The organism is Sphingobium sp. SA2 (assembly GCF_032227065.1).
GTDB lineage: Bacteria > Pseudomonadota > Alphaproteobacteria > Sphingomonadales > Sphingomonadaceae > Sphingobium.
The window spans coordinates 1387376-1413697 of the sequence record NZ_JAPMXX010000006.1 but is presented as its reverse complement, the minus strand read 5'-3'; the positions used below and the strand labels follow the sequence as shown (position 1 = coordinate 1413697).

26 protein-coding genes are annotated in these 26322 nt (G+C 62.9%); 13 read left to right on the top strand and 13 right to left on the bottom strand.

Annotated features, from left to right (window positions below; translation table 11 throughout):
- Positions 1 to 19: 19 nt before the first annotated feature.
- The 10 genes from OVY48_RS14550 to fsa all read right to left on the bottom strand — a co-directional run bounded on the left by OVY48_RS14550 (position 20) and on the right by fsa (position 9509).
- The gene (locus tag OVY48_RS14550; protein WP_313923343.1) at positions 20 to 367 is read right to left on the bottom strand and encodes a hypothetical protein; all 348 of its coding nucleotides are present in this window, start codon (positions 365 to 367) and stop codon (positions 20 to 22) included.
- Between the two features lie 164 nt (positions 368 to 531).
- Positions 532 to 774 carry a zf-TFIIB domain-containing protein gene (locus OVY48_RS14545; RefSeq protein ID WP_409593693.1) on the bottom strand — a complete coding sequence of 81 codons (243 nt, stop codon included), beginning with the start codon at positions 772 to 774 and terminating at the stop codon, positions 532 to 534.
- 61 nt (positions 775 to 835) lie between these two features.
- Positions 836 to 1459, bottom strand: coding sequence for a cation transporter (locus OVY48_RS14540; RefSeq protein ID WP_279729081.1), 624 nt, complete (start codon positions 1457 to 1459; stop codon positions 836 to 838).
- Positions 1452 to 1946 carry an SRPBCC family protein gene (locus OVY48_RS14535; RefSeq protein ID WP_279729080.1) on the bottom strand — a complete coding sequence of 165 codons (495 nt, stop codon included), beginning with the start codon at positions 1944 to 1946 and terminating at the stop codon, positions 1452 to 1454. Before OVY48_RS14535 ends, OVY48_RS14540 begins: the two co-directional genes overlap by 8 nt.
- Positions 1947 to 2008: 62 nt before the next feature.
- Complete coding sequence (locus tag OVY48_RS14530) at positions 2009 to 5236, bottom strand: efflux RND transporter permease subunit (protein WP_279729079.1); 3228 nt, start codon at positions 5234 to 5236, stop codon at positions 2009 to 2011.
- 4 nt (positions 5237 to 5240) lie between these two features.
- Positions 5241 to 6398: an efflux RND transporter periplasmic adaptor subunit gene (locus OVY48_RS14525; protein WP_125986063.1), complete on the bottom strand. Its 1158-nt coding sequence runs from the start codon at positions 6396 to 6398 to the stop codon at positions 5241 to 5243.
- A gap of 3 nt (positions 6399 to 6401) precedes the next feature.
- Positions 6402 to 7664 (bottom strand): TolC family protein, encoded by a 1263-nt coding sequence (locus OVY48_RS14520; protein ID WP_125986064.1) that lies wholly within the window; start codon positions 7662 to 7664, stop codon positions 6402 to 6404.
- Between the two features lie 74 nt (positions 7665 to 7738).
- Positions 7739 to 8074 carry a hypothetical protein gene (locus tag OVY48_RS14515; protein ID WP_120249339.1) on the bottom strand — a complete coding sequence of 112 codons (336 nt, stop codon included), beginning with the start codon at positions 8072 to 8074 and terminating at the stop codon, positions 7739 to 7741.
- Between the two features lie 610 nt (positions 8075 to 8684).
- Positions 8685 to 8807 carry a hypothetical protein gene (locus OVY48_RS14510; protein ID WP_313923342.1) on the bottom strand — a complete coding sequence of 41 codons (123 nt, stop codon included), beginning with the start codon at positions 8805 to 8807 and terminating at the stop codon, positions 8685 to 8687.
- Positions 8808 to 8855: 48 nt separating this feature from the next.
- Positions 8856 to 9509, bottom strand: coding sequence for a fructose-6-phosphate aldolase (gene fsa / locus OVY48_RS14505; RefSeq protein WP_037480038.1), 654 nt, complete (start codon positions 9507 to 9509; stop codon positions 8856 to 8858).
- Between the two features lie 141 nt (positions 9510 to 9650).
- On the opposite strand from fsa, the gene OVY48_RS14500 reads away from it, so the two are divergent.
- The 3 genes from OVY48_RS14500 to OVY48_RS14490 are packed head-to-tail and all read left to right on the top strand — an operon-like array spanning position 9651 to position 12724.
- On the top strand, positions 9651 to 10301 hold the full coding sequence (locus OVY48_RS14500) for a DUF2490 domain-containing protein (RefSeq protein ID WP_313923340.1): 651 nt from the start codon (positions 9651 to 9653) through the stop codon (positions 10299 to 10301).
- A gap of 45 nt (positions 10302 to 10346) precedes the next feature.
- The gene (locus OVY48_RS14495; protein ID WP_313923338.1) at positions 10347 to 12515 is read left to right on the top strand and encodes a primosomal protein N'; all 2169 of its coding nucleotides are present in this window, start codon (positions 10347 to 10349) and stop codon (positions 12513 to 12515) included.
- Positions 12515 to 12724: a DUF1289 domain-containing protein gene (locus tag OVY48_RS14490; protein ID WP_313923337.1), complete on the top strand. Its 210-nt coding sequence runs from the start codon at positions 12515 to 12517 to the stop codon at positions 12722 to 12724. Before OVY48_RS14495 ends, OVY48_RS14490 begins: the two co-directional genes overlap by 1 nt.
- Here the strand turns inward: OVY48_RS14490 and OVY48_RS14485 are convergent.
- On the bottom strand, positions 12639 to 14150 hold the full coding sequence (locus OVY48_RS14485; protein ID WP_313923336.1) for a hypothetical protein: 1512 nt from the start codon (positions 14148 to 14150) through the stop codon (positions 12639 to 12641). The two genes, OVY48_RS14490 and OVY48_RS14485, sit on opposite strands and share 86 nt — an antisense overlap.
- A 70-nt stretch (positions 14151 to 14220) precedes the next feature.
- Positions 14221 to 15273, bottom strand: coding sequence for a bifunctional DNA-binding transcriptional regulator/O6-methylguanine-DNA methyltransferase Ada (ada, locus tag OVY48_RS14480; RefSeq protein WP_313924795.1), 1053 nt, complete (start codon positions 15271 to 15273; stop codon positions 14221 to 14223).
- Between the two features lie 110 nt (positions 15274 to 15383).
- Here ada and OVY48_RS14475 point away from each other — a divergent pair, with 110 nt between their 5' ends.
- From OVY48_RS14475 to OVY48_RS14430, 10 genes are all read left to right on the top strand, one after another.
- Complete coding sequence (locus tag OVY48_RS14475; protein WP_313923335.1) at positions 15384 to 16931, top strand: serine protease; 1548 nt, start codon at positions 15384 to 15386, stop codon at positions 16929 to 16931.
- A 200-nt stretch (positions 16932 to 17131) separates the two neighbouring features.
- Positions 17132 to 17686, top strand: coding sequence for a F0F1 ATP synthase subunit delta (locus OVY48_RS14470; protein ID WP_069067004.1), 555 nt, complete (start codon positions 17132 to 17134; stop codon positions 17684 to 17686).
- 2 nt (positions 17687 to 17688) lie between these two features.
- Positions 17689 to 19218 carry a F0F1 ATP synthase subunit alpha gene (gene atpA, locus OVY48_RS14465; protein WP_037477463.1) on the top strand — a complete coding sequence of 510 codons (1530 nt, stop codon included), beginning with the start codon at positions 17689 to 17691 and terminating at the stop codon, positions 19216 to 19218.
- Positions 19218 to 19511 carry a putative quinol monooxygenase gene (locus tag OVY48_RS14460; protein ID WP_313923334.1) on the top strand — a complete coding sequence of 98 codons (294 nt, stop codon included), beginning with the start codon at positions 19218 to 19220 and terminating at the stop codon, positions 19509 to 19511. Before atpA ends, OVY48_RS14460 begins: the two co-directional genes overlap by 1 nt.
- 1 nt (position 19512) lies before the next feature.
- On the top strand, positions 19513 to 20397 hold the full coding sequence (locus OVY48_RS14455; protein WP_037477465.1) for a F0F1 ATP synthase subunit gamma: 885 nt from the start codon (positions 19513 to 19515) through the stop codon (positions 20395 to 20397).
- 24 nt (positions 20398 to 20421) lie between these two features.
- Entirely contained in the window at positions 20422 to 21867 is a 1446-nt protein-coding gene (atpD, locus tag OVY48_RS14450; RefSeq protein WP_313923333.1) for a F0F1 ATP synthase subunit beta, read from the top strand.
- A gap of 178 nt (positions 21868 to 22045) precedes the next feature.
- Positions 22046 to 22300 (top strand): ATP synthase F1 subunit epsilon, encoded by a 255-nt coding sequence (locus OVY48_RS14445; protein ID WP_037477469.1) that lies wholly within the window; start codon positions 22046 to 22048, stop codon positions 22298 to 22300.
- 208 nt (positions 22301 to 22508) lie between these two features.
- Complete coding sequence (locus OVY48_RS14440) at positions 22509 to 24032, top strand: CpaF family protein (RefSeq protein WP_313923332.1); 1524 nt, start codon at positions 22509 to 22511, stop codon at positions 24030 to 24032.
- 95 nt (positions 24033 to 24127) lie between these two features.
- Positions 24128 to 24940 (top strand): methyltransferase, encoded by an 813-nt coding sequence (locus OVY48_RS14435; protein WP_313923331.1) that lies wholly within the window; start codon positions 24128 to 24130, stop codon positions 24938 to 24940.
- Between the two features lie 88 nt (positions 24941 to 25028).
- A complete protein-coding gene (locus tag OVY48_RS14430; protein ID WP_313924794.1) occupies positions 25029 to 25913 on the top strand; it encodes a DMT family transporter in 885 nt (294 codons plus the stop codon).
- Here the strand turns inward: OVY48_RS14430 and OVY48_RS14425 are convergent.
- On the bottom strand, positions 25885 to 26316 hold the full coding sequence (locus OVY48_RS14425) for an OsmC family protein (RefSeq protein WP_037477476.1): 432 nt from the start codon (positions 26314 to 26316) through the stop codon (positions 25885 to 25887). The genes OVY48_RS14430 and OVY48_RS14425 overlap by 29 nt on opposite strands.
- Between the last annotated feature and the right edge of the window lie 6 nt (positions 26317 to 26322).

Sequence of the window (26322 nt, the reverse complement as noted above, 5' to 3'; positions counted from 1 at the left end):
TCGGTAAAAGCAGTTACCATCAGGGTGGATGCAGGCGTCCCTGCTTGCTGATCGTCCGAGTTCTCCTGCAGATCAGCGGTTTTTGATCGGCGCGTACCAGCTTCAACGTGTCTACGCCGGTTAGGCTGACGTTAAGCTTGTTGCCGACATAGGTCAGGCCCGTGTCGGGTGCGGTCAGCCGGATAGGCTTCTGATCCGGTAGGATGGCGAGATCTAGCGTCAGTCCGTCGACCAGGAAATCCCCATCGATCTGGGTGCCATCCTCGCAGACATAGAGATGCTCGCCCACTAACGCTGGCGTTGAATTACGATCATGGCGACTTTCATCACCGCCGCTATTCTGCTGACATCCCATCAGGCTGAGCATCAGAACTCCTCCAGTCAGGGAGAGACGGCTCAAACGATACTGTTTCAGGCGCATGTTGTTTCCCGGATCCGGAGGGTAAACTGTCGTCATGGGCGGCAATGGAGGCCGCCCATGACGCGGGCCGTTCTCACACACAGGGGTGGGTGCGGCGGCCAAACTGGTCATCAGTCAAACAGTTCACGCAGGAAGCCCTTGCGACGACCGTGGTGGCCGCCCCGAGATCCATGGCCGTCACCACGATCGCTTCCATGCTTTGAGCCGAACACACCAAGCGTGCTTTCACGCCGTTCGACCGGCTGAGTTTCGCTGATGCTGCGTTCGATGATCTTGTCGAGTTCGCCACGATCGAGCCAAACGCCACGACACTGGGGGCAATAGTCGATTTCGATGCCCTGCCGCTCGCTCATGAGCAGGTCGACTTTGCACACCGGACAGGGCAGTCCGTTCGAAGGGGTAGGGTTCGTCATGTCAGGCTTCCTTGATTTCTGGGCGGCCCTTGGCCTCCCGAATTTCGCTACGGGCATCCTTGAGGATCTCGATCCCGCCCTTGATGGCGATCAGCGCAGTCGCGACGCCAACGAGAAGATCCGGCCAGTTTGTGCCGAGCCACCAGACCAGCACGCCTGCGATCAGTATCCCGCCATTTGAGATGAAGTCGTTGAAGCTGAAGGTGGTCGCAGCACGCATGTTGACGTCGGGCTGCTCGAGCCGTTGCAGCAGCCTCAGGCAGATAAAGTTGACGACGGCTGCCACAGCCGACATCGCCATCATCGCTGTGCCGATCGGCTCGCTGCCATAAACATAGCGACGGCCGACATCGATAAGGATGCCGACTGCAAAGACCAGCAGCATGGAGCCGGAGAACATTGCCGCCCTGCTCTTCCACATGAGTCCTCGGCTCAAAGCTACAAGGCTCAGCGCATAGACGAGAGCATCCGACAGATTGTCGACGCCATTGGCGATGAGCGCGCTGGAGTCTCCAGTAAAGCCCACGACAAAGAAGGCAGCAGAGATGAGGACATTCAGGATCAGCACAATCCAGAGCGTCTTGCGTTCCATCCTCTGATCGCCGGAACGTACGGTCTCAACCATCGCTCTTCCCCCTGCCCTTGATCACGCTGAGCGAGCGCCGCTTGTGGCGATTGACTGGAGAGACTGCGCGGATCGTGCGCTTCACCGCCGCCATGAAACTCGCATCCTGCGTTCTCATTTGACGGCGAAGGCCTGTGGCTAGCGGGCGTGCCAACAATCCAAGGATACCCTTGCATTCGAAGCTATGCCGGACATGCAGACCGGTCTCATCCTCATAAATTTCATACCCCTCTTCGATGCTGAAAAGCGGCAATGTGGCTGCTCTCCAGCGGATGATATCGGGCTTATCATTGGCTACAATTCTGGCTTCCAGCGATGCCTGCTTGCCCATCAGCGTCCAGGTCATGTCGATCTTGTTCCCAAGTTCGACGACCCCCGCGCCAAAGCGATAGTGGGGATGCCATGCTTCATAGCGATTGAGGTCGGCCAACAGCGTCCACGCCCGCAAACGCGAGATCTGAGGACTGAACATGGTTTCCTCTCTCATCGGTCTGATCCTTTCCTTCGATCAGGAAGAGGCGGGAGGGCAGTTGCTGCCCTCCCGTCACATCAGTGCTGCGGTTGAACAGACGGGGAGACCTCGATCTCTGGATCATCCTCCTCGACCATCGTCGTGCGGCCGTATCGCGCGTAGAGCGTCGGCAGGACGAACAGGGTCAGGAGCGTCGCGGAGATCAGGCCGCCGATTACGACCGTCGCCAGCGGCTTCTGGACTTCGGCGCCAGCACCACTGCCCAGGGCCATCGGCACGAAGCCAAGGCTCGCAACCAGCGCCGTCATGACCACCGGCCTCAGACGCTGAAGCGCGCCCACCCGAGCGGCTTCGGCGCGGTCCATGCCGGTTCGCATGAGATCCTGAATGGAGGACACCATGACGAGGCCGTTCAGGACCGCGATGCCGGACAGCGCGATGAACCCGACCGCTGCGGAGATGGAGAAGTCCATGCCCCGCAAGAAGAGGGCCAGCACGCCACCCACCAGAGCGAGCGGAACGCCGGTGAACACGATCGCTGCATCACGGACCGACCCCAACGCTCCATAGAGGAGCAGCAGGATCAGGACAAAGCAGGCCGGGATCACCAGTTGCAGGCGTTCCTGAGCCGATGCCAGATTCTCGAACTGGCCACCCCATTCGAGATAACTGCCTGGAGGAAGACGCACTTCCTTACCAATGGCAGCCTGCGCATCTGCGACCACGCCGCCGACGTCACGCCCACGCACGTTCGCCTGGACGACGACGCGACGCTTGCCGTTCTCACGACTGATCTGGTTGGGACCGTCAACGACGCGGATATCCGCCACGCTGGCCAGCGGGACAAACTGCCCGCCCGGAGTCGGCACCTGAACCTGGCTCAGCAGCGATATGTCGGCGCGCTGCGCTTCGGAAAGACGGATCACCACCGGGAAACGGCGGTCGCCTTCGAAGATCATGCCCGACTGCTGGCCGCCCAGCGTTGCGTTCACGATGTCCTGCACGTCCTGAGCGGTAACGCCGAGGCGGGCCATGGCATCGCGATTGACGCGGATGTCGAGCATCGGAAGGCCCGTGGTCTGCTCGACCTTCACGTCAGCCGCCCCCTGCGTGCGGCGCAGGACGCTGGCGATCTTCTCCGCCGTCGCATTCATCGAGTTGAAGTCGTCGCCGAAGACCTTGACCGCGATATCACCGCGCACGCCGGCGATGAGCTCGTTGAAGCGCATCTGGATCGGCTGAGTGATCTCGTAGGCGTTGCCCGGGAATTTGGCGAGCTCACCCTCGATCCGAGAGATGAGTTCCTCCTTCTTCAGGCTGGGGTCCGGCCATTCCTTCCGGTCCTTGAGGATGACGAACATGTCCGTGGCATTTGGCGGCATCGGGTCGGATGCCAGTTCGGCCGTACCCGTCTTGGAGAAGACGAACTTCACCTCCGGCTGCTTCGACATCATCTGTTCAAGCGGCACCTGCATCGCCTGGCTCTGCTGTACCGACGTCGCCGGAATACGCAGGGCCTGGATCAACAGGTCGCCCTCATCGAGCTGCGGCAGGAAAACCTGTCCCAGAGACATGAAGGCCAGGATTGCAAGGACGAAGCCGCCGACACCCGCGCCGACAGTGACGACAGGCCGCTTCATCGCCCGGTCGAGACCGGGTTCGTAGCGGGCCTTGAGCCAGCTCATGATCCGTCCTTCCTTCTCTTCGATCCGCTTGGACAGCCACAGGGCGATCGCGGCGGGAACAAAGGTCAGGGAGAGGATAAAGGCGCAGACCAGCGCGATGATGACGGTAAGCGCCATCGGCACGAAGGTCTTGCCCTCGACACCGGTCAGGGTGAGGAGCGGCACATAAACGAGGATGATGATCGCCTGGCCATAGACCGACGGCTTGATCATCTCCCGGGCAGCAGAAGCGACCGTATCCAGCCGTTCCTTCACGGTGAGCAGACGCCCTTCGTGATGCTGATGCTCAGCCATGCGTCGCAGGGCATTTTCGACGATAATGACGGCGCCATCGACAATGAGGCCAAAGTCGAGCGCGCCAAGGCTCATGAGGTTCGCTGACACCCCGGCACGCAACATGCCAAAGCCGGTCAGCATCATGGTCACCGGGATGATGACGGCGGCGATCAGCGCGGCACGGAAGTTGCCGAGCAGCAGAAACAGCACCACGATGACAAGGACCGCGCCTTCGCCCAGATTCTTGGCGACCGTCTTGATGGTCGAGTTCACCAGCGCCGTACGGTTCAGCACAGGCTGGACGATTACGTCTGGCGGCAGTGAGGCGTTGATCTCCTCCAGCCGGTTGGCGACTGCGGTCGCGACGGTGCGGCTATTCTCGCCGATCCGCATGATGGCGGTGCCGACGACGACCTCAGTTCCGTTTTCGGACGCCGACCCCATGCGAATCGCCTGACCGGTACGAACAGATGCAACCTGACCAAGGGTGATGGGTACACCTTCCCGGGTGGCCACCACGATCTTGGAAAGTTCGTCGGCGTTACGGACAAGAGCGTCCGCACGGACTGCCAGACCTTCGCCATTGCGATTGACGAAGCCGCCACCGACGCTGTTGTTGTTGCGTTCGAGGGCTGTGCTGAGCTGCGTCAGCGTGATCCCCATCGAAGCCAGGCGCTGGACGTCGGGCACGACGAGGAACTGCTTGGCATAGCCGCCAATCGAATCGACGCCGGCCAAGCCCTGAGTGTTCTTCAGCAGCGGCGAAACGATCCAGTCCTGCGCGGTACGCAGGTAGGTCGCCTTGTCGGTGTCGTTCGTCAGCCGTTCGCCTTCCGGCGTGATGTAGCTGCCATCGGGCTGCATGCCGGGTTCACCCGGCTGGTGCTTGTCGTCCTTGCGATGCTCCAGACGGACGGTCCACATATAGACCTCGCCCAGACCGGTGGCGATCGGGCCCATTTCGGGCGTTACGCCATCGGGCAAGTTCTCGGACACGCCTGTCAGGCGCTCGCCGACCTGCTGGCGGGCGAAAAAGATATCCGTCTGATCGGAGAAGACCGCCGTCACCTGCGCGAAACCATTGCGGCTAAGCGAACGGCTATATTCGAGGCCCGGAATGCCGGCGAGCGCAGTCTCGATCGGGAACGCCACCTGCTTTTCGACCAGTTCGGGCGAAAGCGCGGGCGCACGGACGTTGATCTGCACCTGATTGTTGGTGATGTCCGGCACTGCGTCGATAGGCAGGCGAGACAGGGCGGCGGCGCCGATCACGGCGGCAATGGCGGTCAGCAGCAGGACGAGCCAGCGCTTGTGAACCGCCCATGTTACGATTGGGGCGATCATCGGCTCAGTCCTCCGCGGCTTCGCTCTTGCCGAGTTCGGCCTTGAGCGTGAAGCTATTGACGGTGGCGATCTCCTCGGTGCCCTTCAGGCCCGACTTGATGATCACGCTGTCGCCGGCACTGTCGCCCAATTGGACGGCGGTTGCCTGGAACCCGGTCTTGGTCCGGACGAAGACGACCGACCGGCTCTCTTCCGTCTGCACGGCAGTCAGCGGCACACGGATCGCGCCATCGCCGCCGCTGCCGGTGAGCGCGACCGATGCCGTAACCGGCTCGCCGACGCGCCAGAGGCCATCACGATTGTCGAGAGTCGCGATGACGGGAACCAGTCGCGTATTGGCATCGAGCGCCGGCGACACGAACGTCACCTTCGCGGTCGCCTGTCGACCAGCTGCCTTGATATTCACCGTTGCGCCCGGACGCACCCGGCCCGCATCCTGCGGCTGCAGGTTGAGCGAAAGCGACACGCTCGAAAGGTTGGCGACGCGGAACAATTCAGCATCCGCCGCGACCGTCTGCCCCAGCACCACGCTGCGGCCGATAACCTGACCCGACATAGGCGCCACGATGCCGATGCGATTGAGGCCGCCGCCACCCGTGCCCGCAGCAGAAACCTGCTGCTGCGCCAGACGAAGGGCGATGCGGGCTTCGGTCGCTGCGGTGCGTGCAGCGATGAGATCCTGCTCAGGCGAGACGCGCTGCGAAAACAGACGCTGTTCGCGGGCGAGATTGCTGTTCGCCAGAGACAGCCGTGCGCGAGCAGCTTCGGTCTCGGCGTTGAGCGAGGCGGCCTCGCGGCTCTCGATCACGGCAAGCGTCTGGCCGCGACCGATCGACTGCCCAAGGTTACGGGTCAGCGAAACCACGCGGCCACCGATCGCGGCCGATACCACCTGCGTGCCCTGAGGGTCGCCATCGATGGTAGCGGGGAGCTCGATCGTGCCCGAGCCGCCCATCATCGGGCGCGCCGTCTGAATGCCAGCCGATGCGATCTGATCGGCCGAGAGCGTGATCTTGCCCTCTTCGGCTTTATCCCCTGTCTTTGCTTCAGCAGCGGGCGCCGCCTCGTTGGTCGGGTTCTCCTCGGCACCGCTTCCGCAAGCGGCGAGCGCCAGCATCAGGGACAGGGGCAAGGCGGCGTAGATGATCTTCTTGGATGTCATGGATCAGTTCCCCTGTTCCGGCGCGGGCGCTGTCAGGCGCTCCAGTTGCGCGCGGGCATTCTGATAAGAGGCAAGTGCGTCGATGGCGGCGAGGCGCGTCTGGGCCAGCGTGCGTTCGGCATCGAGCAGATCGAGCTGGCCGAACTTGCCTTCGCGATAGCCGATGCGCGCAATACGGGCTGCTTCCTGGGCCGCCTCAAGGGCAGGACCAATAGCCGTCTGTGCAGTGACTGCGGCATTCGATGCCGATGTCTGCGCGTCGGTGATTGCCTGCTCGACATCGAGCACTGTCATCCGCTTCTGGGCTTCCACCTGATTGCGCTGCGCGCGAGCCTGCGCGACAGCTGCCTTGCCCGAATTGAAGATCGGGATCGGCATCGTGACCGTGAAGATCAAGGCCGTGTCGTTGGTGGCTGACAGCCTGCGTAAACCGGGGCCAGCTTCGAGATTGGGGACTCGTTGAGAATTGGCGAGTCGAACATTGGCATCAGCCACGGCAAGGTCCGCATCTGCGGCCGCCAGGGCCAGCGTACCTACCGCGCTCGGTGGGACTTCGGGACCATAACCACGTGGCAAACGCTCCAACCAGGCCGTATCGAGCGGTCCGCCCATCGGTTGCCCAATCCGACGCTCGAGATTGGCGCGGCTGGCCTGTGCCAGCCGGATAGTCCGAACCAGTTCGGCATCGGCGTTGATCTTCGCGACATTGGCGCGCTGCTCCTCGATTGGAGAGGCCCGCCCGGCCTTTACCCGTACACTCGCAGCGTTCGCGGCGTCGCCGGCTATGCGCGCCTGATCGCGCGCCGTCTGGACACGCCGTTCGGCAGCAGCCGCTTCGATATACAGCTGCGTGACCTGCAGCCTGATGTCTGCCTGCGTGATCGCCGAGACTAGCAGCGCCTTGTCGGTCTGGGCATTAGCGACCGCGATGCGTGCGGACCGCTTGCCACCCAGTTCTATGGGAACAGCCATGCTGACCGTCGACTCGGCGCTACCAACGCCGCGATACGGTCCGCTTCCTGCGATATTCTCCACCTGCGTCTGCACGGTGGGATTGGGACGAAGACCAGCGACGGTACGTGCGGCGCGGGCCGCTTCGACATTGGCCTGCGCGGCTTCAGCCGCCGGGGCGCTGCCACCAGCGGCGGCAACCGCCTGATCAAGCGTATAGGGTGATGCCCCCGCTACCGCAGCGGGCATCTCCTGTGCCTGCGCCACAGCGACGCAGGACACGGCAGCCAATAAGGCTGCAATGGATCGGAACATGAATAGGAATCCTGAACACGAGTCATGGACGACCGGCGGCCTGAATTCAGGCGCAACGGTCCACTATGGCTCTGTCAGGCTATGGGTGGGCGTAGGTCGGGACCGATGGCCCAGCGCTTGGACGGGATCGGCGCAGGAATGAACGCAGGAGCGTTCACCGCGGAGGGGAGCACATCATCGCTGGCCGAAGCCGGCACAAACGCCGGAGCGCCCTGACAACCACCATGATGGTGCGGCATGCCCTTGTCGGCATCACCCTGCGTCTGGTCGGCATCGCCATCGCTATGCACGTAACCGGAGCATTCGATCGTGGGCGCCTGAGCGTTAGGAACTTCCTGAGCATGCACCATCGTCGTCGTCAGCATGGACAACGAAATCAGGCAGAGCAGGAAACGTCCCAAGCGGCGCATGACAGGCTACATAGTAGGCTTTCCGCAGAATGTCATCTGCAAAAGTAAAATCGCGGCATATTGGACTGTTTCTGAATGTTACATCAGATCATTGTGCCATGATAGCGCACTGATACACCATATCATCACGGATTAACTTTACCTAAACTATGATGCGATCGAATATACATCATGGCGCCGATAAGTATCATTCGAATAAATTTACATACCAGCCCAGACACAAGGCGCAATTTGCCAAAATAGCCAACCCCCGTCTTATGGGCATTACAGAACCATCGGAATAACACAGCACATCAGGCAGAGGCTTTGTGAGGCCGCTTCATCGGCAATGCCTACATGGACCTCAGAAGCGCTCCGTCATTCGTCATCATTGATATGATGCCGCTGAGCGCCGAACGTGTCCGCGATCTACCCCGGACCTCGCCGCGATCTTCGTGAATCTGATTTGTCGGCATGGCCGCCAGCGACACTTGTCCGCCAGCAGACCCCTTTGCCGCGCCCATAAAACAAGGATCGGAGCAGAAGTTGACAATGCCCCCCTTCCAGAGGAGCAGAAGTTGAAAATCAGCCGTGATCCTCTGATGACAAAAGCACCGGAAACTCTGGGGGGTCAGGAGCAGTCTTGCTGACAACCGACACCACCCATGACCATGAGCAGCGCCATTCCGACGATGGTGAGCAGCAGCGAGAACCAGAGAAAGCCGAAATCGGGCTTGTCGGGATCGTGGCTCATGGGATTTTCCTTAAGGCGGGACGGCGGTTGCCGCCCCGCCTGTTCAGATCACAGGATCGACTGGCCGGTCTTGGCCCAGTCGGCGGCGAAGCCTTCGAGCCCCTTGTCGGTCAGCACATGCTTGGACAGCATGCGGATGACGGCGGGCGGCGCGGTCATGACGTCGGCGCCGATGCGCGCGCTTTCCAGCACATGGATGGGATGGCGGACGCTGGCGACCAGGATTTCGGTGTCGAAGCCATAATTGTCGTAGATCAGGCGGATGTCCTGAATAAGCGCCATGCCGTCGAAGCCATTATCATCATGGCGGCCAACGAAGGGCGAGATGAAGGACGCGCCGGCCTTGGCCGCGAGCAGCGCCTGATTGGCGGAGAAGCAGAGCGTGACGTTGACCAGCGTGCCCTCGTCGGTCAGCGCCTTGCAGGTCTTGAGCCCGTCGATGGTCAACGGCACCTTGATGCAGACATTGTCCGCGATTTTGCGCAGGACTTCTGCTTCTTTCATCATCGTCTCATGGTCGAGCGCGACTACTTCGGCGGAGACGGGGCCGTCGACCAGGCCACAGATTTCTTCGACCACTTCGAGGAAGGCGCGGCCCGACTTGTGGATCAAGGACGGGTTGGTGGTGACGCCATCGAGCAGGCCGGTAGCGGCCAGGTCGCGAATGTCGGCGGTGTCGGCGGTGTCGACAAAGAATTTCATGGGTCTAACGCTCCGGGGATGAATGAGTCGGTCCCCTTTAGCCGCTGGCCGCCGGTTTCGCCATCGTCGGCGGCGCAGGGCGGCAATTGCAACAAAGCAGCAACATGCCTAAGCCGCGGGCACCCAGCCAAAGGATATGCCATGATGCTGTGCCGCCTGATTATTGCCGTGTCAGTGTTGGCCATGCCGTTGCCCGTTCATGCGGCGACACAGGAAAGCCAGGCGTGGCTGACCGAGATGGTGACGATCAAGGTGGGTCCGGCGGACATCATCACGATCGATTCGAGCCAGCGCGCGCGGTCGGACAGTCGGAGCGGCGGCGAGCAGTTTCTCAGCCGGATCGCCATCGACCACCGCATCGCCCCGGCCGTGCAACTGGGTGGCGGCTTTGCCTATCTCAAGAGCGAGGAGGACGAAGAATTGCGATTGTTCCAGCAAGTAACACTGACCAAGGGCATCTGGATGGCGCGCACCCGGATGGAGCAGCGTTTCTTCGATACCGTCGATGCGCCGGTGTGGCGGCTGCGCCAACGGCTGCAGGCGAGCGTCCCGATCGATACGGCCAAGCAATGGAGGGTGATCGCCGCGACCGAAATCTTCTTCCATCTCAATCGCGGGCGGCCAAGCGACAAGACCGGCCTGGCGACGATGCGCCACCAGATCGGCCTGCGTCATCCGATCGCCAAGGGGGTCGATGCGCAGCTTCTCTACATGCGGCAGCAGAATTTTCGCGATGGGCGGCCCGATGTCGTATCGCATGTGCCGTGGCTGACGCTGAGCTGGCGGATCTGACGCACGGCATTTGCGTGGCGGGCGGGAGGGGCTAAGGACGGTCCCATGTCCCGCGCCCGTGTCCTCCTGCTCAATGCCGCCCTGGGGCCGCTCGACTATCGCGTGCCGCACGGGATGAACGTGAAACCCGGCAGCGTCGTCGTCGCGCCGCTGGGGCCGCGCCAGTTGGTGGGCGTGGTGTGGGAGGAAGAGAGCTTCCCCGATGTGAAGAGCGTGGGCGACAACCGGCTGCGCAACTTGCTCGAACTGGTCGATGCGCCGCCCCTGCCCGCGCCGCTGCGCCGCCTGATCGAATGGACGGCGGATTATTATCTGAGCCCGCCCGCCGCGGTGCTGCGGATGGCGCTGGCGTCGATGGCGGCGCTGGAGGGGACGCGCACCGTCATCGAATATAAGGCGACCGGCGCCGTGCCGGAACGGATGACCGAGCAGCGCGCGCAGGCGCTGGAGCGGATCGGCGAGCGGCAAGGGCTGGTGCGCGAACTGGCGATGATCGGCGGGGTCAGCGACGCGGTGATCCGTGGCCTCATCAATCAGGATGTGTTCGAGGCCGTCGAGGTCAGCGTCGATACGCCCTTTCCCCTGCCCGACCCCGATCATGCGCCCCCTGCCTTGTCGGACGCGCAGATGGCGGCGGCGACCACCATGGCCGATGCGGTGCGGGCACACGACTTCGCGCCCTTCCTGCTCGACGGCGTCACTGGGTCGGGCAAGACCGAGGTCTATTTCGAGGCGATTGCGGCCGCCATGCGGGCGGGGCGGCAGGTACTGGTGCTGCTGCCTGAAATCGCGCTGACCGAGCCGTTTCTGGAGCGGTTCGAAAAGCGGTTCGGCACGGTGCCGGTCAATTGGCATAGCGGGCTGCGCCAGACCGAGCGGCGGCGGGCGTGGCGGGCCATTGCAGCAGGCGAAGCGCAGGTGGTGGTGGGTGCCCGGTCGGCGCTGTTCCTGCCCTATCCCAATCTTGGCCTCATCGTCGTCGATGAGGCGCATGAGGCCAGCTTCAAGCAGGAGGATGGCGTCCATTATCACGCGCGCGACGTGGCGGTGATGCGCGGCCTGATCGAGAAATTCCCGGTCATCCTGGCATCCGCCACCCCCGCGATCGAAACGCGGCATCAGGTGGAACTGGGCCGCTATGCCGAGATCAAATTGCCGTCGCGCTATGGCGGGGCGGAAATGCCGCATATCGAGGGCATCAACCTGCTCACCGATCCGCCCGAGCGCGGGCGCTGGATCGCCCCGCCTCTGGTCAAGGCGATCGACGAGACGATGGCAAAGGGCGAGCAGAGCCTGCTCTTCCTCAACCGGCGTGGCTATGCGCCGCTGACACTGTGCCGCCATTGCGGCTATCGCTTCCAATGCCCCAATTGCACCGCCTGGATGGTCGAGCATCGGCTGTCGCATCGGCTGGCCTGCCATCATTGCGGCCATGTCGTGCCCGCGCCGCGTTTCTGCCCGGACTGCAAGGAAGAGGACAGCCTGGTCGCCTGCGGGCCGGGGGTCGAGCGGATCGCGGACGAGGTGAAGGCGCTGTGGCCGCTGGCCCGGATTGCGATCGCTACGTCGGACACGCTGTTTTCGCCCGCCAAGGCCGCCGATTTCGTCAAGTCGGTGGAGGCGGGCGAAATCGACATCATCGTCGGCACGCAGTTGGTCACCAAGGGCTATCATTTCCCCAACCTGACGCTGGTGGGGGTGATCGACGCCGATCTGGGGCTGGAGGGCGGCGACCTGCGCGCGGCCGAACGGACCTTCCAGCAGATCGTCCAGGTCGCGGGGCGTGCGGGGCGCGGTGCCAAGCCGGGGCGGGTATTCATCCAGACGCGGATGCCAAGCAGCGAAGTCATCCAGGCGTTGATCGATGGCGATACCGAGCGATTCTATGCGGTGGAAACCGAGCATCGGCGACGGGCCAACGCACCGCCCTTTGGCCGCTTTGCCGCAATCATCATTTCGAGCGAGGATGCCGACGAAGCCGCGCAGGTCGCCCGGCTGATCGGCAAGTCCGCGCCGATTATTGAGGGGATGCGGGTCTATGGCCCGGCCCCGGCCCCGCTGTCGGTATTGCGCGGGCGGCATCGCCACCGGTTGCTGATTCACGCCACGCGGCAGGTGGATATCCAGTCCGCGATCCGTGAGTGGCTAAGCCAGATCGTGTGGAAATCAGGGACACGGGTGGCGGTGGACGTCGATCCCTACAGCTTCATGTGATGGAGACACCCTGCCGCAACCTCTGTGCGCTGGATGCGGCGCGCGCGACCTGCACCGGTTGCGGCCGGACGATCGACGAGATCGTCCATTGGCGCAGCATGACCGACGCGCAGCGCGCCGCCGTCATGACGCGGGTGCAGGACTTTGCGCCTTCGCCGCATCCTTCGGCTTTTTCGCCGCCTCCGCGTCGAACTGAGCCTTCATCCTGAGCGCATTTTCGCGCATCCCGGATTCATGGGGCGAATAGGCGATCGGATCGAGCAGGGTCGAGGCGCTGGCATAGTCACCCCTAAAAGCCATCGCCTGAGCAAAATTGAAGCGATAGCCGGGGTTTTGCGGTAGCAGGCTGAACGCCTTGTAGAGACCGTCATAGCCAAGGTCCGGCATCTTGCCGCCCCGCATCGCATGATAGCGATAGAAGAGCGCGAGCGGCACCGGGTCCTCGGTATCAGCGCGGTTGGCGCGCACGATCGCCGTCAGCGCAGCCTTCCAGTGGTCCGCCTTGTCGCTGTCATTGGCGCGTTCCAGCAACACTTCTGCGCGAACAGCTTGGGCGCGCGCGGATTGGGGGTTGCTGGCGATGGCGCGGTCAGCGGCGGCCAGCGCTGCGTCTGCCTGATCCGCCTTCCATTCCGCTTCCGCGAGCAACGCCTGCGCATAGGCGTCGCCGGGATATTGGTCGGCAATGGCGCGGATAGCCGCGACAATGCCGGGCAGGTCTTCCGTCTTGGGGCGGTGGGTCAAGCGTAGCTCATCCTCGACCAAAGCCGCCTGCGCTGGGTCAACAGCGGTCACGGTAATCGCTCCGATCGCCATATCCTTGGGCGTGAGCACGCTGATGAAATGCTTTTTACGCATATAGGCTTTGAGGTCTTTTTCGAGACCGTCCAGCCCGCCCTCAAAATAGTGCGCCACATCGCCGTCCGTCGTGCCCTTGGCGATCTCTGTCAGATAGCGGTTGATCTCCGCCTTCCGATTCGACGCGTGCTGAAAATAGAAATGGGTCAGCAACCAGGCGGTGCCATAGAAGCGATCGCCGTCTCGCAGGTTCAGTCCCTTGGTTTCGCGCGCCAGCAGTTGCGTCAGGGGATAGGGCTGGCCCAGCACGAGGCCCGGCACCCGCGCCATCGGGATATGGCCGAACTCGATCGATCCGTTTTTGGGGAACTTCACGACGGAGAAAAATTCGGCAAACCCCTCCACGAACCAGGCAGGGTAGGCGGCTGGAAAATAGTGCAGCATGAAATGATGGGCATATTCGTGGAAAAGAATTTCCTCCGCCCCTATGCCGAAACGACCGCTTTTCGTTTCGCGTGAGAGGAAGGCGTAGGCGTTCCGTTGCGACGTGGTGTAAAAGCCCTTGAGATTGCGGTTGCCCGCCAGATCCTGCACCTTGCGGTCGTTGGACAAGAGGTAGACTTTGACCGGACTGCCCTGTTGCCGATCCGTGACGCCATAGAGGCGGCGCAGGAGGAAATCGAACTTCTCCAGACGTTCGGCAAAGCCGCGCAGCGTTTCGTCCTTGCCCTCGCTGTAAACGGTGAAATGGTCGGTCTTTGCCTGCCACCAGGTCGCGTGTGCGACGCCGGGCAGCGCGAGCATCATCGTCGCCAGCGCTTTCAACCAGAATCGCATCCTATCCCCCATTTGGCCCAGCCTTCAGAGTGGCCGAGCGATGGCACGAAGGAAAGATACAATCGGCCCGCTACTCGCCCTTTTCGCGAGCGAGCAGCGCCTGCTTGCGGTCCAGTCCCCAGGCATAGCCGCCCAGCGTACCATCGCTGCGCAGGACGCGGTGGCAGGGGATGAGGACCGCCAGCACATTGTCGCCACAGGCGCTGCCCGCCGCGCGGACGGCTTGCGGGCGACCGATGGCGGCCGCGACCTCGCTATAGCTGCGCGTTTCGCCCGGCGGGATGGCGCGCAGCGCGGCCCAGACGGCCTGTTGGAACGCGGTGCCGCACACGTCGATCGGCAAATCGGGCGTTTCGCCGGGGTGATCCACCAGCGCCACGACGGCTTGCGCCAATTGGTCGAGAGTGGCGTCGGCAGGCTGGAGATCGGCGTTGGGGAAGCGGGCGCGCAGTTCGGGCTCGCCCTCGCCGAAGCTGATACGGCACAGGCCGCGCGCCGTCGCCGCGACCAAAAGCGGTCCCAGGCTGCTGTCGATCGTGCGCCAGCGGATCAGCGCGCCGCGCCCCCCATCCTTCCAGGCGCTGGGCGTCATGCCGAGATGGCGGTCGGCGTCGGCATAAGCGCGGCTCGGCGCATTATAGCCCGCTGCATAGATGGCGCTCGTCACGCTGCCAGGCGAATCAAGCGCCGCCTTTAGTCGGTCGGCGCGCAGGGCGCGGGCATAGGCGGCGGGGGTTAGGCCCGTCTCGCGCTTGAACAGGCGGTGGAAATGATGCGGGGCATAGCCGACATGAGCGGCGATCGCTTCCAGCCGGGGCGCGTCCTCCGCCGCTTCGATCAGCGCGCACGCCGCCGCGACGGCGATTCGGTCGCGGCCAACCTCGTCCGGGCGGCAACGCAGGCAGGCGCGGAACCCTGCTGCCCGCGCGGCCTCCGGGTCTGGCAGGAAGCGCATATTCTCGCGTTTGGGATGGCGGGCAGCGCAGCTTGGCTTGCAATAAATGCCGGTAGTGGCGACGCAGCCGACGAAGCGGTCGTCCATGGTGCGGTCGCGCGCAACGAAGGCGGCCCAGCAGGTCGCATCGTCAGGCATGGAGTCGGCAAGGGCGGTCATCAGGGTCATGCCTATGGAATAGACGCTGGCGCTTGGCCATGCTTCCCGCGTCTTGCTTTCAAACCATTGCGGCATTTCCCGATTGCGCCGCGCCCGCCATCCAATATGTATGCCCGCTCATGATCGCCCTCCTCCGCCGCTTCGCCCTGCTGATCGCGCTTTTTGTGCCAGCAACGTCCCACGCCGAACAGCAGGATATTGCTGCGGCGGCGCGCGGGGTGGTGCGGGTGGTGCTGGTCGCGACCGACGGCAGCGAAGCCTATTTCGTCGGCCATGGCAGCGGCCTGGCGGTCGCGCCCGACAAGATATTGACCAACGCCCATGTTGTCGAACTGGCGCGCGAGGAGAAGAATCTGGTCATCGGCGTGATCCCGTCGGAGGGCACCAAGACCTATGGCGGGCGCATCATCGCCTTTTCGCCGGGTAACGACCTTGCCCTCATTCAGCTTGAGGAAGGCAGCCTGCCGGTCAGCACTTTTTACGCCGGGGCGATATCGGACGGGCAGCATGTCACCGCGATCGGCTATCCCGGCACGGTCGATCGGGCGCAAGGGCTTGGCCTCAAGCAATTGGTAGAGCCGCTGGCGACGGTGAAGACCAGCGGCACTGTGTCGGCGGGGCGCGCGAGCCAGAGCTTCGAAACGGTATTGCACACAGCACCTTTGGCCGCGGGCAATAGCGGCGGGCCGCTGGTGGACGATTGCGGCCGGGTGCTGGGGGTCAACAGTTTCGGCTCGATTTCGGACGGCAATGACGCCGAATTCGGCTTCGCCGTGTCGTGGCGCGAGATCGCCTCTTTCCTGCGGCAGGCCGGCGTCGCGTCGTTACGCACCGTCGTCCCCTGCCGGTCGATGGCGGAGGCGGACGCCGCCGAAGCATCGATCACCCAGCGCGAATCGCAGGCCAGCGAGCAGAAGAACCGGGCCAGCGCCGATGCGCGCGAGCAAGCGATGATGCGCGCGCGCGACGCCGCCGAGCGCGATGTCATCACCGCGCGCGAAAACGCCATGGCGGGAGCGGCCGTGCTGCTGGCACTCGCGGTGCTGGGGTTGGGCGCAGGCGGTCTATTCTACAGCCAGGGCAAGGAAAAGCCCGCCATATGGGGCATTGGCGGCGGCGGGGCGTTGCTGTTCGCCGCCCTGGCCCTGTTCGTGTTCAAGCCGAGTTTCGACACGATCGAAGAACGCACGGCCCTGCCACAGGACAAGAGCATTACCGGCAATGGTGCCTATGCCTGGGCCGGGGACAATATCTGCCGGGTCGACCTGCAGCGCAGCCGCCTCACCGTATCGCAGCCCAATGATATCGGGTTCAACTGGGCCGAAGGTGGCTGCGTCGATGGCGACACGCAATATGTCGCGAGTGGGACCAAATGGCAGCGCGCCAGCATCCCTGCGCAGGGCAATTTCGTGACCATGAGCGCGTTCGATCCGGTCAGCGGCACCCTGCGCGTGCAGCGCTGGCTGCCCGACATGGAGAACATGGCCAAGGCGCGCGCGCTGCTGGGCGACAAGCCTTTCCCCGGTTGCGGCAGTGACCCAGAAGCCCTGGCGCGCATCGCCACGCTGCAATCGGACCTGACCGCGCTGCTGCCCGCCCAGCCCAATGAGCGGATCGTCTATCATTGCCAGAAGGGACGGCTTGCCCCGGCCGAAGCGGCGCAATAGCCGATTCGCGCGGGCGATAAAAACTCAGGCAAATGGCGCGCCCTTCCGACTAATGATGGAATCGCGCACCATGACTTGCATAGTCATAATCGCGCTGCTAACCGGCCCGACAACAAGGGGGACGGGCGTAACTGCTCCCCTCTCTTTTTGCATGACCGGCAAATCACCTGCCAGGGAAGTCAACGGAGGACGGCAAGCGCGTGGAGACTAATGGCGGCATACAGGCCAGCCTCAGCGGCCGCTACGCGGTGGCGCTGTTCGATCTGGCTCGCGACGCGAACGCGCTCGACACGGTGGCGCAAAGCCTGTCCGGGTTGAAGGCGGCTATCGCCCAATCCCCTGATTTCAAGGGCCTTATCAACAGCCCCGTGCTGAGCCGGGACGCATCGGGCAAGACGATCGCGGCCGTGGCATCCGCCATGGGCATCGATCCGCTGACGACAAAATTTCTGGGCGTGCTCGCGCAGAACCGTCGCCTCAGCCAATTGGGCGCGGTCATCCGCACCTATGAAACGCTGCTGTCGAATCACAAGGGCGAGGCCCGCGCCGAAGTGACGAGCGCGCATCCGCTCGACGCGCAGCAGATCGCCGCGCTGGCACAAAATCTGCGCGCCCGCGTCGGCCGCACCGTTGCCGTCGATGCCAAGGTCGACCCCGCGATCCTGGGCGGGCTGGTCGTCAAGATCGGCAGCCAGATGATCGACAGCTCCATTCGTACCCGTTTGAATAGTCTCGCTATGGCGATGAAAGGCTGAACATGGATATCAACGCCGCAGAAATTTCGAAGGTCATCAAGGACCAGATCGCCAATTTCGGCACCGAAGCGCAGGTCAGCGAAGTCGGTTCCGTTCTGACCGTGGGTGACGGCATCGCCCGCGTCCATGGCCTCGACAACGTCCAGGCGGGCGAAATGGTCGAATTCGCCAACGGGATTCAGGGCATGGCGCTGAACCTGGAAGCCGACAATGTCGGTGTCGTGATCTTCGGGTCCGATAGCGAGATCAAGGAAGGCGACACCGTCAAGCGCACCGGCACCATCGTCGATGTGCCCGTCGGCAAGGGCCTGCTGGGTCGCGTCGTGGACGGCCTTGGCAATCCCATCGACGGCAAGGGTCCGATCGTGTCCGACCAGCGCATGCGCGTCGAGCGCAAGGCGCCCGGCATCATCCCGCGCACCTCGGTCCATGAGCCCGTGCAGACCGGCCTCAAGGCCATCGACACGCTCGTCCCCGTCGGCCGTGGCCAGCGCGAACTGATCATCGGCGATCGCCAGACCGGCAAGACCGCCGTCGCGATCGACACCTTCATCAACCAGAAGACCGCGAATGCGGGCGATGACGAGAGCAAGAAGCTCTATTGCATCTATGTCGCGATCGGCCAGAAGCGCTCGACCGTGGCGCAGATCGTCAAGCAGCTCGAAGAAAATGGCGCGATGGAATATTCGATCGTCGTCGCCGCGACCGCTTCCGAGCCTGCCCCGCTCCAGTATCTCGCGCCCTATACCGGCGTGACCATGGGCGAATATTTCCGCGACAACGGCATGCACGCCGTCATCGTCTATGACGATCTGTCCAAGCAGGCCGTAGCCTATCGCCAGATGTCGCTGCTGCTGCGTCGTCCTCCGGGCCGCGAAGCCTATCCCGGCGACGTTTTCTATCTGCACAGCCGCCTGCTTGAGCGCGCCGCCAAGATGAACAGCGACAATGGCTCGGGCTCGCTGACCGCACTGCCGATCATCGAAACCCAGGCGGGCGACGTGTCGGCCTATATTCCGACCAACGTGATTTCGATCACCGACGGCCAGATCTTCCTCGAAACCAACCTCTTCTACCAGGGTATCCGCCCGGCCATCAACGTCGGCCTGTCGGTGTCGCGCGTCGGTTCCGCCGCGCAGACCAAGGCGATGAAGAAGGTGTCCGGCTCGATCAAGCTGGAGCTGGCGCAATATCGCGAAATGGCGGCATTCGCCCAGTTCGGTTCGGACCTTGATGCCTCGACGCAGAAGCTGCTGAACCGGGGTGCGCGCTTGACCGAGCTGCTCAAGCAGGCGCAATTCTCGCCCCTGCCGTTTGAAGAGCAGACCGCGTCGATCTTCGCTGGCACCAACGGCTATCTCGACGGCATCGCCGTCAGCGACGTGAACCGCTATGAAGAGATGATGCTGGGCTATCTGCGCCACGAACATGCCGACGTGCTGGGCATGATCCGCGATACCAAGGATCTGGGTGACGAAGCCAAGAGCAAGCTCAAGGCCGCGCTCGACAGCTTCGGCAAGACGTTCGCCTAATGGCTTTGGCCTATCTCGCCAAGATCAGCCTCAAGCCCGACTGCTTCGATGAAGCCTGTCGGGCCGTAGGGTCGATCGTTGCCGAGACTCGGTCGGAAACGGGGTGCGAGCGTTTCGATCCCCATCCGGCTGCGGACGGGTCACCGACGATCTTCATCTACGAGCGCTGGGCTGACAAGGCAGCGTTCGAGATGCATCACGCGCAACCCTACACGCGCGCGGTGTTCAAGAGCTACGAGGACTGGCTCGCTGCGCCAGTCGATATGACCGAACTCGCTGATGGACTGACGTGAAATGGCAAGTCTGAAAGAACTGAAGATCCGGATCGGGTCGGTCAAATCGACCCAGAAGATCACCAAGGCGAAGCAGATGGTCGCCGCCGCGAAGCTGCGCAAGGCGCAGGCCGCAGCGGAGGCCGCGCGTCCCTATAGCAGCCGTCTGGAAGCCGTAGTCGCCAGCCTTGCCTCGAAGATCGCGGGCGGTTCGGGCGAAGGCGCGTCGCCGCTGCTGGCGGGCACCGGCAAGGATGAAGTGCATCTGCTGGTCGTCGCCAACTCCGACCGTGGCCTTGCAGGCGCGTTCAACGCGAACATCGTCAAGGCCGCGCGGGTCAAGGCGGATGCCCTGATCGAGCAGGGCAAGACGGTGAAATTCTACCTGATCGGGCGCAAGGGTCGTCCGGTGATCAATCGCCTCTACCCCGGTGCGATCGTCGCCCAGTTCGATACCACCGGCGCGAAACAGCCCGGCTATGATCAGGCGCAGGCGATCGCGAACGAGCTGACCACCATGTATCTGGACGGCAAGTTCGACATGGCGCACCTCTTCTATTCGCGCTTCAAGTCTGCCCTGTCGCAGATCCCGACCGAGCAGCAGATCATTCCCGTCAAGATCCCGGCCGACGCCGACCGCAACGCCATCGGCGCGACGGTGGAATATGAGCCGAGCGAGGAAGCGATCCTGGACGATCTGCTGCCGCGCAACATCGCGATCCAGCTGTTCAAGGCGCTGCTGGAAAACAACGCATCCGAACAGGGCGCATCGATGAATGCGATGGACAATGCCACGCGCAACGCCGGCGATCTGATCAACAAGCTGACCATCCAGTATAACCGCAGCCGCCAGGCCGCGATCACCACTGAGCTGGTCGAAATCATCTCGGGCGCGGAAGCCCTCTAAGTACACGCACGCAAGGAAGCAGTCATGGCAACCACCAACAATGTAGGCCGCATTTCGCAGGTCATCGGCGCCGTCGTCGACGTGACCTTCCCCGATGCGCTCCCGTTCATTCTCTCGGCGCTGGAAACCAGCAATAACGGACAGCGGCTGGTGCTCGAAGTCGCCCAGCATCTGGGCGAAAACACCGTCCGCACCATCGCGATGGATTCGACCGAAGGTCTGACCCGCGGCCAGGAAGTCACCGACACCGGCGCGCAGATCAGCGTTCCCGTCGGTCCGGCCACGCTTGGCCGCATTCTCAACGTCGTCGGTGAACCGATCGACGAACGCGGCCCGGTGCAGACCGAGATGCGCTCGCCCATCCATGCCAAGGCCCCCGATTTCGTGGACCAGTCGACCGAAAGCTCGATCCTGGTCACCGGCATCAAGGTCATCGACCTTCTCGCCCCCTATGCCAAGGGCGGCAAGATCGGCCTGTTCGGCGGCGCGGGCGTGGGCAAGACGGTTCTCATTCAGGAACTGATCAACAACATCGCCAAGGGCCATGGTGGCACGTCGGTCTTCGCAGGCGTGGGTGAGCGGACCCGTGAGGGCAACGATCTCTACCATGAATTCCTCGACGCAGTCGTCATCGCCAAGGATGCCGATGGCAATGCGATCAGCGAAGGCTCCAAGGTTGCGCTGGTCTATGGCCAGATGAACGAGCCTCCAGGCGCGCGTGCCCGCGTCGCCCTGTCGGGCCTGACCATCGCCGAATATTTCCGCGATGTCGAAAATCAGGACGTGCTGTTCTTCGTCGACAATATCTTCCGCTTCACCCAGGCGGGCGCGGAAGTGTCTGCTCTGCTCGGCCGTATTCCTTCGGCCGTGGGCTATCAGCCGACGCTGGCGACCGACATGGGCCAGTTGCAGGAGCGCATCACCTCGACCAACAAGGGCTCGATCACCTCGATCCAGGCCGTGTACGTTCCTGCGGACGATCTTACCGATCCGGCGCCGGCCACCTCGTTCGCGCATCTTGATGCGACCACGAACCTCAACCGCGCGATTTCGGAACTGGGCATCTATCCGGCGGTCGATCCGCTCGATTCGACCAGCCGCATGCTGACCGCCCGTACCGTGGGCCAGGAACATTACGACACCGCCCGCGCGGTCCAGTCGATCCTGCAGAAGTATAAGTCGCTGCAGGACATCATCGCCATTCTGGGCATGGATGAGCTGTCCGAAGAGGATAAGCTGACCGTCGCCCGCGCGCGCAAGATCCAGAAGTTCCTTTCGCAGCCCTTCCACGTCGCCGAAGTCTTCACCGGCATCAGCGGCAAGTTCGTGCAGATCGAAGACACGGTGAAGTCGTTCAAGGCCGTGGTCGATGGCGAATATGACCATCTGCCCGAAAACGCCTTCTACATGGTCGGCGGCATCGACGAAGCGGTCGAGAAGGCCAAGAAGCTGGCGGCCGAAGCGGCATAAGCAGAACCTATCTAGCCCTCTCCCGCCTTCGCGGGAGAGGGTTGGGTGAGGGTCTTTCTCTCTTTCTGGCAATGAGCGGAAAGACAGGAAGACCCTCACCGACTTTGACTAGGCAGCAAGCTGCCAAGTCTTCGTAGCCTCTCCCGCTAAGGCGGGAGAGGGCAAGAGGATCGAAAACATGGCACTGCATTTTGAACTCGTGACCCCCGAAAAGCTCGTTCGCGCGGCGGACGTGTGGCAGGTCGTAGTGCCGGGCACCGATGGCGACTTCGGCGTGCTGGAGGGCCATGCGCCTTTCATGTCGACTGTGCGCGATGGCAGCATCCAGATCTATGCGTCGGCAGGGGCCACGCCGGAGATTATTCCGGTCCAGGGCGGCTTTGCCGAGGTCAATGAAAAGGGCCTGACGGTGCTGGCCGAAAAGGCCGGTTGATCCTTCAGCGATAGAGCGGCGGGCATTGGCCCAACCGCATGAGGAGGGGCGCTGTTGGCGCCCCTTTTTATTGTAGCCCTATGTCCACCACCAAGGGGCGGGCACTGATTGGCCAATGCGCCATTAGCCATTTGTCAAAGTTTCCAATCTATTCACCTTATCCGACACCATCAGGCCGGCGACGGTCGCGAATTGCTGGCGGAGATATATGAGCGCCTTTGGACGGAAAAATGGGCCTGCCGCGATCAAGCCCGGCTTTGGCGTCGCCCGACCGATGCACGGCGGCAGCGCGAAGGAGGAGCCGCGCGGCGGCGACCAGTTCCCGCCGCTCGACATAGCGTCGCTGCCGGGCGAGAGTTTCGACTCGTTGTCTGCCCCGACCAGCCAGATGCAGCGCAATGCCGATGCGATGATGCGCCTGTCCGATCGCGCCAATGCCGAGCATCTGCCCGACGCCGGGCCGCAAGGGTTCGAGGCGAGCGTCCACAAGATCAAGGAGCAGGTGCTGCCCCGCCTGCTGGAACGTGTCGATCCCGAAGCCGCGGCGACGCTGACCAAGGATGAGTTGGCGGAGGAATTCCGCCCGATCATCCTGGAGGTGCTGGCCGAACTCAAGCTCACGCTCAACCGGCGCGAACAATTCGCGCTGGAAAAGGTGCTGGTCGATGAATTGCTGGGCCTCGGCCCGCTCGAAGAATTGTTGAACGACCCGGACATCACCGACATCATGGTGAACGGCCCGGACCAGACCTATATCGAAAAAAAGGGCAAGCTGGTCATCGCCCCGATCAAGTTCCGCGATGAGGAGCATCTGTTCCAGATCGCGCAGCGGATCGTCAACAAGGTCGGCCGCCGCGTCGATCAGACTACACCGCTGGCCGACGCCCGCCTGCCCGACGGCAGCCGCGTCAACGTGATCGTGCCGCCGCTGAGCCTCAAGGGCACGGCGATCTCGATCCGTAAATTTTCCGCCAAGCCGATTACGCTCGACATGCTGGCCAATTGGGGCGCGATGAGCCCCAAAATGGCGACCGCGCTCAAGATTGCCGGTGCCTGCCGGTTCAACATCGTCATTTCGGGCGGCACCGGTTCGGGCAAGACGACGATGCTTAACGCCCTGTCGAAAATGATCGATCCGGGTGAGCGCGTGCTGACGATCGAGGATGCTGCCGAACTGCGCCTGCAACAGCCGCATTGGCTGCCGCTCGAAACCCGCCCAGCCAATCTGGAAGGCAATGGCGCCATCACCATCGGCGATCTCGTCAAGAACGCCCTGCGTATGCGGCCGGACCGCATCATTCTGGGCGAAATTCGTGGCGCGGAATGTTTCGATCTGCTGGCGGCGATGAACACCGGCCATGACGGCTCCATGTGTACGCTCCACGCCAACAGCCCGCGCGAATGCCTGGGCCGTATGGAAAATATGATCCTGATGGGCGACATCAAAATCCCCAAGGAAGCAATTTCCAAGCAGATTGCCGATTCGGTCGACCTGATCATCCAGGTGAAACGCCTGCGCGACGGATCCCGCCGCATCACCAACGTCACCGAAGTCATCGGTATGGAGGGCGACGTCATCGTCACCCAGGAATTGTTCAAATTCGAATATCATGACGAGGATGACAGCGGGAAGATCGTCGGCGAATATCGCTCGATGGGCTTGCGTCCCTATACGCTCGACAAGGCGCGGATGTTCGGCTTCGACCAGCCGTTTCTGGAGGCGTGTCTGTAAGTTATGATGTTCGGGAGGGGTTTTCCCTTCCATTCCCCTTGCGCTTGGCACGGGCGGACGGCACATCAGCCTCTCCCTATAAGAGAGGATCCCCGATGAACCGTCTCGCCCGTACCGCACTTGTTGCAACCGCCCTTTGCCTTCCCCTCCTGCCGCTGGCCGCCCAGCATGCCGATCATGCCGCGCATCAGGCTGCCGACCCGATCGCGGCCGCTGTCGCCGCACCGAGCCGTACCCCGGCCAATGTCGCGCGCGACCAATATCGCCATCCGGCCGAGACGCTGGCCTTCTTCGGCGTCACCCCCACCCAGACCGTGGTGGAATATAGCCCCAGCGGTGGCTGGTATTCCGAAATCCTCGCACCCCTGCTGCGCGACAAGGGGCGTTTCTACGCGCTCCAGCCTAGCGGCCGCTATCTGGATGGCTACAAGACGTTCCTGGCCGCCAAGCCGACCGTCTATGACAAGGTGACGCTGGTCGCCCATCCCGATGCAGCCGGCACGATCCCGGCGGGTAGCGTGGATACGGTGCTGACCTTCCGCAACGTCCATAATATGGTGATGGCGGGCAATGAGGCGGCCACGTTCAAGGCCTTCTTCGCGATGCTCAAGCCCGGCGGCACGCTGGGCGTGGTCGATCACCGCCTGCCCGAAGATCGTGACAGCGCGCTGGAAAAGAGCAGCGGCTATCTCAAAGTCTCGACCATCAAGCGGATTGCGCAGGAGGCAGGCTTTGAATTTGTCGAGGCGTCGGAGGTGAATGCCAACCCCAAGGATACGGCCGATTGGGCCAAGGGCGTGTGGACCCTGCCGCCGGGCCTCAGCCAGAAGGAGGTCGATCGCGACAAATATCTCGCTATTGGCGAGAGTGACCGGATGACGCTCAAATTCCGCAAGCCTGCGGCATAGGTCTTTCCTGACCAAGCCCGGTTGCGTCAACGCGCGACCGGGCTAAGGCGGGGGCGTGACCCTTGCCGCCCGCCCCCATCGCCCGCTCCTGGCCATCGGCCTGCGCCTGACCGCCGTAATCTGCCTGTCGGCGATGTTCGTGACGGTGCGGATCGTCGATCAGCGCGGCGTGCATATCGTCGAATCGCTCTTCTACCGGCAGGCGCTTGCCCTGCCCTTCGTCATTGCCTGGCTGTACCTGTCCGGTGGGCTGGGTGCGGTGCGGACACAGCGGATCGGCGTGCATGCCAGCCGGATGCTGCTGGGCATGACCGGCATGCTGCTCAATTTCCTGTCCTATATCCTGCTATTGCCTGCCGAAGCGGCCACGATCGGCTTCACCATGCCGATTTTCGGCACGATCCTGTCGGCGCTGATCCTGCGCGAAGCGACGGGCGTGCATCGTTGGAGTGCGGTACTGATCGGCTTTGTCGGCGTGCTGGTGATGATCCGGCCCGAAGCGGGGCATTTCCCGATGCAAGGCGTCGCCGTCGCGATCGTCGCCGCGATCGTGACCGCCAGCGTCAGCCTGGTGCTGCGCGCGCTCGGCCGGACGGAAAATGCTGGGGTGGTGGTGTTCTGGTTCACGACGCTGTCGATGATCCCGCTGGGCATTGCCATGCCCTTTTTTGCGCAGAGCCATGATCCGCTGACATGGGGATTGCTGCTGCTGATCGGCTGTGTCGGCGGGATCGCGCAGCTTTGTCTCACCGCCTCGTTGCGGTGGGGGCCGGTGTCGGTGGTGCTGCCGATGGATTATAGTGCGATCATCTGGACCACCCTGCTGGGCGTGGCGATCGGCGAGGATTGGCCCATGATCACGACCTGGATCGGCGCGAGCCTGATCATCGCCAGCGGGCTTTACATTGCCTGGCGCGAACATCGTCGCGCCAGGCAATTAGTCGTCAGTTCAGCAGTTCCGCATCCAGACTGATCTCGGCCTTCAGCAATTTGGAGATCGGGCAATTCGCCTTAGCCTTGCCCGCCAGTTCCTGGAACGTCGCATCGTCGGTGCCGGGGATGGTCGCCTTGAGCGTCAAGTGGCTGGCCGTCACGGCAAAACCGTCATCCTGCTTTTCCAGCGTCACGACGGCATTGGTTTCCATCTTGTCGGCCGTCAGCCCGGCCTCGCCCAGGATCAGCGACAGCGCCATGGTGAAGCAGGAGGCGTGGGCAGCGGCGATCAGTTCTTCGGGGTTGCTGCCCGGCACGCCTTCAAAGCGCGTGGCAAAGCCATAAGGGTAGGCGTCGAGCGCGCCGCTCTGGGTGGAGATGCTGCCCTTGCCGTCCTTGAGGCCACCACTCCAGGCCGCCGAACCGTTGCGATTGATCTTCATCGTGTC